We start from the raw sequence: 7,999 nt of genomic DNA, 5'->3' as shown, positions 1-7,999 counted from the left end.
TCGGCGTATTCTTCCTCGGTCATGCGTGTCTTGACTACCCGGCTGCGGTGCGGTGTGTTGTATCGTTTCATGGTCGGCAGACCTCCTTTCTGTGCGTGGTGTCCTCTCACTAATAGGAGAAAAACGGGGTGTGAAGCGGAACTGTTTTTGAAAAATCCGAAAAAATATTTTGATGGATTTTTAAGCGGCGCAAGCCGCATAAGCAGGGTTTGGGGAAGGCACTCCCCAACAAGATTCCCGCAGGGGCAAAATGAGCGAAAAGCGAATTTTGGTACTGCGGTAGAATCTTGCTCTAAAAAACTGCCGCTTTCCTCGGCGGCTCTGGTTTGCGGATATACTGGCTTGCTCCACCAATATAGCGATTGCGGCGGCGTGTTCTGCCCGCTGTTCACCACTACAACGGTGAAAAAGGTGCGTTTTGGCAAATGCAGCGGAAATTTTTTTGATTTCCCCGTCCTGCTCCCTACAACAATCCGGCGGTGTGGTTTGCCAAAGATTTTTGAAAATAGGCGCAAAAAAAGCAGCAAACCTTTTTCAAGATTTACTGCTTATATGCCGCTGTGATGGGCGGCGGTATTAAATTGTCAGCCGTTTTTCAAATGGAATTTATCTGCAATCGCTTTCTTTTCGCTTTCCAATCCCTTTTCTGTAATCTTCCATAATCCTAACGCAATGATCTGCTATCTTTTGCATTCCGAGTTCTTCAAAAAAAGCAATTTGTATTTTCATCAGTTCTTCGCAAACAGCCAACTTCTGCTCATCCATATTGCTAATAGCAAGCCATGGGAACGCTTTATATTTCTTAGTGTCACCAATGAGAAAATTGTACCCTATCAACTCATTTTCACGGAAAACGAAATAGAATTGTGGACCTGAACCCGGAACTGACTTTTCCATAATTTGTTGCATGGTTTTCACACCGCCGTATGCAGGAAAAAAACCTATTCGCTCAAGAGCATTTAATATGTCAAGCCTTTTATCTGTGGGTATGTCTCTATAATTGATAATCTGTTCCATTTGCTCCACCCCCATTAAAGTTTAATTTGTCAGGCTCTAATTATACAACTTTTCTGCTTAGCGGTCAAAGCGGAACTTCAACAGGCTTTCTATCAGCCGCCCGACGATATGTTCCTGCATATCTGTGTTGATCTGTCCGTCCATTTTCGCACAAGAGCGGATATATCCGGCATAATGGGATAGGACGGCGGCAACAGCTTCCGGGTCGCCCTCGCTTGCCTTAACGATTGTTTCATAGGAAAGTAGCTGGCTCATAGGACAAGCCCTCCAACTCTGCCCGTAGCCGCCGCAAAATCGTCTGAATACGCCGCCCGGTTGTGTTGCCTGCCCGTCCATATCTCCGTCCAATCTCCCTATGCGTCAATCGTTGGAAGTAGTATAGGAAAATGATTTCCTGTTCCATCTGTGATAGTGCGGACAGGGCTGCGGCAAGCTCTGGACTTTCCAAAAGCACCATCTGGCCGCAGACGAAAAGCGGATAGCTGTTCATGCCGGATTGCTCTGTAAAGTATTTATCTGTGGTGCTGAATGGATAGTGTTTTTCTTCTATCAGATATTCAAGCGAGATTTCCCGCTTGCGGCGGCTGCGTATGCTTCGGGCTGCGTCTATGGCAGCGTGGCGAATAACAGTCTTGCAAAAGGCATCGTGTGTATGCCGAATATGTTCTTGATACTTTTCGTGTTCGGTCATGGAAAATCCCCCTTTCTGAATAATGGCAGAGGGCGGCAGCATTTTATGCTGTCGCCCTCTTGGTTACCGAACAGCAAAGACGGGCGGGGCTGTCAACGGCGGCGCATTTGCGCCGTTCATCTTGACTGTTGACAGGCTCGGCTGGGTTTGCTATCTGCTCACGGCAATTCACTCTCATTGATAGGAATTGCTTCAAGTTCCGTATTCAAATTGTTCCAATAAGAGCCAATATCCGCACTTGTGAAATACTTAAAACCGCCTGCTTCTGACTTCAATTCGCCGTTTTTAACTCCATAGCAGGCGTAAATCAAATCGTAGCTTGTTCCATCTGAGAGGTTAAATCTAAAGCTGGTCACATCTGCTCCAGCAGTTTCCTCAGTTGTTTTGTCTTTTAGGGATAAGCCCTTGAACTTATCATACAGGGTCTTTATATCATTTTCAGCAACAACTACTTTCTTTTCTGCTGATGCAGGCACTCCGTCATAGTGGTACATTTCAACGCTTTCGACATCTTCAACCTCAAATGGGAAGTCGATTTTGACAGGCTCATAAGCAATGTTTATAGGTAACAGAAAGAGAGCTGTAAAAATTGCAATGATACAAAGAGTGATGGAAACGAGAACAGCAATCGTTATCTTTTTTCTGCCCCTCTGCTTTTCTTTTGCCTCATGGCGCATAATAACGCTTTCGCTTTCTTCGTGAAGAACATCTTCGCTCGTGTGAGAAAGCAATTTCTGATAAATTGCGTTACAGTCAGCACAGGCGTTCAAATGCTCTTTTACCATCTCTGCGCTTGCTTCGCTGCAAGCACCGTCAACATACAGCGGAAGAATATCTCGAACAATATCGCATTGTTTACTCATGCTTTTCATCCATCCTTTCTTGAATTTTTAGCTTTGCACGATGATAAGTAACTCTCGCCCATGATTCTGTTTTTCCAAAAATTGCAGCGATTTGTGAAAAAGATAGTTCCCCGAATACGCGAAGCTGAAAGACTTCTTTGTATGGTTCTTCCAAACGGTGAAGAACGAGGTGTATGCGGAACGCCATGTCAGAATCTGTAACTGAGTTCTCAACATTTTCATTTGATGGCAAGTCATTGATTTCACTCACATCAGCTACTCGCTGACGGCTTCGCATTTCATCATGGTAAAGATTTTTTGCTATGGAGCAGAGCCATGTCAATTCATCTGACTTACCTTTGAATTGTGATGTTGTAGAAACAGCCTTATAGAATGTGTTCTGCGTGATTTCCTCTGCTATCTCACGATTTTTAGCAAGAGAAATAGTATACGAGTATACCTGTAAATAGTAGGCTTTATAGAGCTTTTCATAGTCCATACTTGTCATCACCTCCTTCAGCTTCATAGGTTAGACGGAGAAATCGGAATTTCGTTACAAAGAAGTTTGAAATTTTTATACCTTTACGCTACTCTTGCTTTCTGCGGACTATTGGTAGACGCGCATTAACGGCAAGCAAAGAGATTGCTGTGTCAGCTTGATATGTTCAAATGCTAATTAAGTATAGCATACAGCTATGAATTTTTCTATTGCGTTCCCCTGACTTCGGAATAGTGGCAGGGCTGGCTATCCATGTCTTGTGCTTCTCTACCGTACATGAGCATTGGCGCCGGGGTTGTCGTTGCCGTAACCTTCCAGCAGGTTGATAACGCCCCAGATACCGAGACCGGCACCGAGCGCGATAACGAGGGTCTGAAGAACGGTGATTGCCTGTTCAAAAAATGCCATATAGTTTGTTAGCCGGAATCTGATTAAAAAATATGTTTGTCATGTTTCATAGGCATACAAAAGCCGGAACAATCTGCCGCCCGGTTTCCGGGGGCATGATTCCGGCTGTCCTCCTTTTTCATTATTTTTTCTCGCGATTGTCCGCTTTGTACGCCAATGGCCCATAGAGGGCAGGTGCGGCGAATAGATAAGATCACTCCCTTCTAAAGCGGAACGAAATTAAGCGCCCTTTGTGTCTACTTCATATACATCGCAGACCTCATTGGGCTTGAGTTTCAGCCTTGCAGACAAGAATGCTTCAATGTCAAAAGCGTTCTTATCATCCGCGTCGGCAGTGTACTTGAAATTGGGGTGCTTGGTGATGTCGTACTTATCCGAAAGGAAAGGACGCACACCGCGCAGCTGGAGGATACACTTGCCTCCATCCATAACAGCAAGCTCATCCTGGCTCATCAGCTCTTTCCCCAATTTTTGATAGTTGAGTGAATGGGAGGTTTCCCTCCCACGGCTCTCTCCGGTATTGTAGGTGTCGATGGTTTCCTTGCCCAGCACGGCAGCCAGCTCTTTGAGGGTAGTCGGCTCTTTACCGCCCAGGAAGATGGATGTATCCATGTTACCGATGATGGTATCTGCGTTATCCTTATAGATCGCCTTGAGCTGACTCTGTGCCTGCAACACCAGACAGGCAGAGATTTCACGGCTTCGGATGGTGGCCACCAGCTTTTCCAGTTTCGGAATCTGCCCGATGTTAGCACACTCATCAATCAAACAGCGCACATGAACCGGAAGCCTGCCGCCATACACATCGTCGGCTTTTTCGCAGAGCAGATTGAAAAGCTGGGTATAACACATGGAGATCAGGAAGTTAAAGCTGTCATCCGTATCACTCATAATGAGGAACAGAGCAGTTTTCCTGTCTCCCAGAGTATCCAGCTCCAGCTCATCATAAGCCGTGACCTCACGCAACTCTGCAATGTCGAACACGGCAAGGCGAGCGCCGCAGGAAATCAAAATCGACTTGGCTGTTTTGCCAGAGACGAAAAGTCAAGGACTTTTTCATCAAATTCAAAAAGAAGTCACATTTTGCGGACTTCCTCACGGAGCAGACGCTTGATTTTGTCCTCCATTGTCTCCTTGGCGGTCTCGCTGAAATGCACACGGACGATATAGGTTGTCTTGCCGATCTGCTTTCTCACAGTCGGGCAAGGGGTACTGTTGGTTGCGGTATTGTTCATTCAAAATCCTCCTGTAAATGAAAAATGCCCGGTGACTGTTCATCATCGGGCGGTGTCAGTATGAGGGAACAAGGCAAGGCGGCAACATTAAGGTATCTATAAAACCCTTGCCGTCTTTGCCACGCTTGCCGTGTTCCTGTTGTCAGTTTCGGAGATAGCAGACCCATGCGGTGCCGTCTTTCTCGGTCACAAGTCTGTCCCCGATACGGCTCTTTGCCGTTCTCATGGTGCGTGAGGAAATCCCACGCTCATTGACTGCCTTTTCCAGCTCTGCGCTCGGCATACGCTTTCCATCTGCAAGCAGTTCCAGAATGAGCATTTGCGCCTGTGCGGTCTTGCTTTCGGTCTTGGCGGTGTCCGTCCCGGCAAGAAGCTCGTCAGCGGTAATGTCATAAGCTCCTATCCATTCAAAGCCTTTCTCGTCTCCCAGAGAAAAGGCAAGGGACTGTCCGGGCGGCGCAAGGGAGCTTTTCTCATGGATAAGCACCCTTGTTGTGGGGCTGTCCTTCAGCTTACCGATAAAGAGCAGACTGCGGACTGCCGCCGTAATGTCGATAGACCCCAATCCCCGGTAGGTGCTTTGCGTTCCTGCGGCTTTGTTCAGGTGTCCAATCAGCACGATAGCGCACCCGGTAGCCTGTGCAATGTCTCCCAGACTGCGGAATATCGGGCGCACCTCGTTTGCCCGGTTCATGTCCACATCTGCGCCCAGAAACGCCTGCACCGGGTCAATGATAACAAGCCTTGCGTTGTTTTCCCGGATTGCCCTTGCTATGCGCTCATCGGCAAGGGTCAGCGGTGTGTCCCTATCGTCAATGACAAGCACTCTTTCAAGGTCTGCTTCCGCTTCCATCAGTCGGGGCTTGACGGTATCGCCCAGGCCGTCCTCTGCGGTCTGGTAGATGATGTTGAAAGGCTCAAGGGTTTCCATACCGGGCAAGGGCTTTCGGTTGGTGCAAGCCGCCGCAAGACGCATGGCAAAGTAGGTCTTGCCCTCGCCGGGGTTGCCCTGTATGATGGTCAGCTTTCCAAATGGGATATACGGAAACCATAGCCAATCCACGCTCGTCAGCTCCACATCAGCCATACGGAGCATTGGGACAGGCTGGGCGGTGGGCAGCTCTCGCATCGTGATTGTCTCGGCTATGAATTTGCGGCTGGGAATGTCCCCTTGCTGACGGAGAACATCGTTCCAGTCTTTCCTTGCCGGGACAAGGCGAATGACGGCGATCTCGCCGGGAATGTCCTGTGCCAGCCGGGTGCAGGCTTCACTTCCTGCGGTGTCGCTGTCAAGGCAGAGGAACACTTTTCGGGTGTCCTTGCGTTCAGAAAGGAAACGGTCAAGGGCTTTGCCTGAAACGCCGCCCAGGGCAAGGTAGCTCCTTGTCTGCCAGTCCTGCGGATAAAGGCAGATAAAGGACAAAAGGTCAATCGGTGCTTCAAAGACAAAGAGCTGGTTGCCGTTTCCCTCATAGTGGAACGGATAGGATTTGTCAGACCCGGCAATGTCCTGTCTGAATGGGTCTGCCGTTCCTCGCACATGGGCGTATCTCGGCGTACCGCTTCGGTCTCTGCCGACAAACACAGCATTGTGCCGCTTTGCGTCCTCGTAAATATCCCCGGAAAGAAGAAAAGCCTCAACAAGCGTTTTGTTGAGACCTCGGCTTTCGCAAAGATATTGAATTGCTCTGTCGGCTGTTCTGTTGTGCAAGGGCAAGTGAAACGCTGTGGGCGGTGCTGTGGCGGCTTCGGTCTGCCCCTCGCCGCTTTCGCCGGTCAGAAGCTGGACGGCTTCGGGAAAGGACTTGCCGTAAAACTCCATGACAAAATCAATGGGATAGCCGCCCTTGCTCTGGCTGTGTCGAAACCACTTGTTTCCACGGACGGTCAAGCTGTCATGTTCTTTCCAGCGGTATTCTCGTCCGCTTTTGATTAGCGTCTCTCCCTGTGTGCGGAGAAAATCTTCCAGACTGACGGCGTTTGCCCGGTCAATCTGCGCTTGGGTATAATTCATCGGGATAGTTCCTCCTTTTTGTGTCGTGTTTGGGGTCGATTTTGGTGCATTTGTTCCTCTGTACGCTCGTTAAATCGGGCGGCAGTATCTACACATGACTTGACCTTCCAAAGACGGTGTAAATCGTCTCTGACAGTCTTAAACTCGCCATAGGTGGTGTTGTGCGCCTGTTCCAGCTCGTCATACTCTTCGGTCAGCTTTTTCATATCCACCTTGCCGTCCGGGAACTCTCCGGTCAGCTTGCGTCTGGCGGCGTAGAACTGTTTCAGTTCCGCTTCATGCTCTGCCTTGTACTTGGCTCTGGGCTTCTCAAACTTGATTTTCTGCAAGCCGTCATAGACAGGCTTCAAGCTCTGGAAAGCAGCGGAGCTGTCATAGAGCTGCTTAATTGCTTTCATTCGGGCGGTCTGTTCGTCCAGCGTTTTCTTCAAACTCTCTGTGGCAGCACTGTGTTCGCTGACACGGCGTTCCAAATCCTCAAGGGAGTAAATGCCGTTTGCCCGGAGATAATTGAAAGTATCGTTCATCTCCTTTAGGTTGCTGATTTTGCCTTTCTGGGAATACGCCCCGGCTTTGCGCTGGGTGTAATAGGCGTTCAGCAGAGAAACAAGGTCGGGTGCCTGTGGCTTGGCAAGCTCGGCTTTCATATCCGCTATCCAGCCCATAAGCGAAGTGATTTTCTTCTTGATGTCCCGGATCACGGCGTTGGTGGCTTTGATCCAGCGGTTGAACTCGCCTTTCTCGGTGCGGATACCTTTCTTCTCCATTGCCCGGACGGTTGCGCCTTCATGGATAGTGGGAAGTAAATCCACGCCTTGCCGTTCATAGCTGCGGTGGTCGATACGAACATCAAGCCCTTTTTCCGCAAACTTGGCATTGCATAGCTCCGCCCATGTCTGCCGCCAATGTTCCAGCGTTTCGGGACTGCCCCAGTCGGTAGTGGGAACGGCATTGAAAACATACTCGCCGTTCTGGTCTCTGATACGATTTCCGTCCTCGTCCAGCTCGTACACTCGTCGTTGCTTTAGCCCCCATTTACCGTCCTGCTCGATGGGGCGGATGGGACAAAGCACATGGAAGTGTGGGTTTGGTATGCCGCCGTCCTCCCGGTCTGGCTGGTGTACGGCGAAGTCAACCACCATGCCACGGCTCACAAAGTTCTCCAATAAAAATTGCCTTGCAAGAGCGATGTTTTCCTCAAGGGAAAATTCATTCTGCAAGGCAATGTCAAAGCTGTATGCAAGCTGGGCGTTCTTTCCACGCTCGGCTTTTTCCACGGCGTTCCATAGGGTC

At 49.2% G+C, this 7,999-nt stretch carries 10 protein-coding genes and 2 pseudogenes; 1 reads left to right on the top strand and 11 read right to left on the bottom strand.

Going from position 1 to position 7,999, the window contains the following annotated elements; translation table 11 throughout:
- Nucleotides 1–71: pseudogene (locus DXD02_RS16455) on the bottom strand (plasmid mobilization protein); the annotation flags it as partial.
- 76 nt (nucleotides 72–147) lie between these two features.
- On the opposite strand from DXD02_RS16455, the gene DXD02_RS16450 reads away from it, so the two are divergent.
- Nucleotides 148–564 carry a hypothetical protein gene (locus tag DXD02_RS16450; protein ID WP_223453585.1) on the top strand — a complete coding sequence of 139 codons (417 nt, stop codon included), beginning with the start codon at nucleotides 148–150 and terminating at the stop codon, nucleotides 562–564.
- A 42-nt stretch (nucleotides 565–606) separates the two neighbouring features.
- On the opposite strand, the gene DXD02_RS14925 is transcribed toward DXD02_RS16450, so the two are convergent.
- The 10 genes and pseudogenes from DXD02_RS14925 to DXD02_RS14880 form a co-directional block, all read right to left on the bottom strand.
- Nucleotides 607–1,017 (bottom strand): hypothetical protein, encoded by a 411-nt coding sequence (locus DXD02_RS14925; protein WP_023921374.1) that lies wholly within the window; start codon nucleotides 1,015–1,017, stop codon nucleotides 607–609.
- Nucleotides 1,018–1,074: 57 nt separating this feature from the next.
- On the bottom strand, nucleotides 1,075–1,272 hold the full coding sequence (locus tag DXD02_RS14920) for a helix-turn-helix domain-containing protein (protein ID WP_055185243.1): 198 nt from the start codon (nucleotides 1,270–1,272) through the stop codon (nucleotides 1,075–1,077).
- Nucleotides 1,250–1,708 (bottom strand): RNA polymerase sigma factor, encoded by a 459-nt coding sequence (locus tag DXD02_RS14915; RefSeq protein ID WP_442859399.1) that lies wholly within the window; start codon nucleotides 1,706–1,708, stop codon nucleotides 1,250–1,252. Before DXD02_RS14915 ends, DXD02_RS14920 begins: the two co-directional genes overlap by 23 nt.
- Before the next feature lie 158 nt (nucleotides 1,709–1,866).
- Nucleotides 1,867–2,571 carry a zf-HC2 domain-containing protein gene (locus DXD02_RS14910; RefSeq protein ID WP_015537033.1) on the bottom strand — a complete coding sequence of 235 codons (705 nt, stop codon included), beginning with the start codon at nucleotides 2,569–2,571 and terminating at the stop codon, nucleotides 1,867–1,869.
- Complete coding sequence (locus tag DXD02_RS14905) at nucleotides 2,564–3,049, bottom strand: RNA polymerase sigma factor (protein WP_015537032.1); 486 nt, start codon at nucleotides 3,047–3,049, stop codon at nucleotides 2,564–2,566. Before DXD02_RS14905 ends, DXD02_RS14910 begins: the two co-directional genes overlap by 8 nt.
- Before the next feature lie 267 nt (nucleotides 3,050–3,316).
- Nucleotides 3,317–3,457 (bottom strand): Maff2 family mobile element protein, encoded by a 141-nt coding sequence (locus tag DXD02_RS14900; protein ID WP_007037419.1) that lies wholly within the window; start codon nucleotides 3,455–3,457, stop codon nucleotides 3,317–3,319.
- Between the two features lie 219 nt (nucleotides 3,458–3,676).
- Nucleotides 3,677–4,492: pseudogene (locus DXD02_RS14895) on the bottom strand (VirD4-like conjugal transfer protein, CD1115 family); the annotation flags it as partial.
- 41 nt (nucleotides 4,493–4,533) lie between these two features.
- Nucleotides 4,534–4,692 carry a transposon-encoded TnpW family protein gene (locus tag DXD02_RS14890; protein ID WP_002593332.1) on the bottom strand — a complete coding sequence of 53 codons (159 nt, stop codon included), beginning with the start codon at nucleotides 4,690–4,692 and terminating at the stop codon, nucleotides 4,534–4,536.
- 142 nt (nucleotides 4,693–4,834) lie between these two features.
- Nucleotides 4,835–6,706 (bottom strand): AAA family ATPase, encoded by a 1,872-nt coding sequence (locus DXD02_RS14885; protein WP_021682896.1) that lies wholly within the window; start codon nucleotides 6,704–6,706, stop codon nucleotides 4,835–4,837.
- On the bottom strand, nucleotides 6,703–7,999 hold a 1,297-nt coding region (locus DXD02_RS14880), incomplete at its 5' end, for a MobA/MobL family protein (protein WP_243108257.1). The genes DXD02_RS14885 and DXD02_RS14880, both read right to left, overlap by 4 nt.

The sequence above is a fragment of the Blautia sp. TF10-30 genome, from assembly GCF_003481245.1.
GTDB lineage: Bacteria > Bacillota > Clostridia > Lachnospirales > Lachnospiraceae > Fusicatenibacter > Fusicatenibacter saccharivorans.
Note: the sequence above shows the minus strand (reverse complement) of the source record. Positions and strands in the feature narration are given on the sequence as shown.

Coding starts and splice junctions, on each gene's coding strand:
- DXD02_RS14925 (WP_023921374.1), bottom strand. CDS start 1,017: ATGGAACAGATTATCAATTATAGAGACATACCCACAGATAAAAGGCTT.
- DXD02_RS14910 (WP_015537033.1), bottom strand. CDS start 2,571: ATGAGTAAACAATGCGATATTGTTCGAGATATTCTTCCGCTGTATGTT.
- DXD02_RS14890 (WP_002593332.1), bottom strand. CDS start 4,692: ATGAACAATACCGCAACCAACAGTACCCCTTGCCCGACTGTGAGAAAG.
- DXD02_RS14905 (WP_015537032.1), bottom strand. CDS start 3,049: ATGGACTATGAAAAGCTCTATAAAGCCTACTATTTACAGGTATACTCG.
- DXD02_RS14900 (WP_007037419.1), bottom strand. CDS start 3,457: ATGGCATTTTTTGAACAGGCAATCACCGTTCTTCAGACCCTCGTTATC.
- DXD02_RS14920 (WP_055185243.1), bottom strand. CDS start 1,272: ATGAGCCAGCTACTTTCCTATGAAACAATCGTTAAGGCAAGCGAGGGC.
- DXD02_RS14915 (WP_442859399.1), bottom strand. CDS start 1,708: ATGACCGAACACGAAAAGTATCAAGAACATATTCGGCATACACACGAT.
- DXD02_RS14885 (WP_021682896.1), bottom strand. CDS start 6,706: ATGAATTATACCCAAGCGCAGATTGACCGGGCAAACGCCGTCAGTCTG.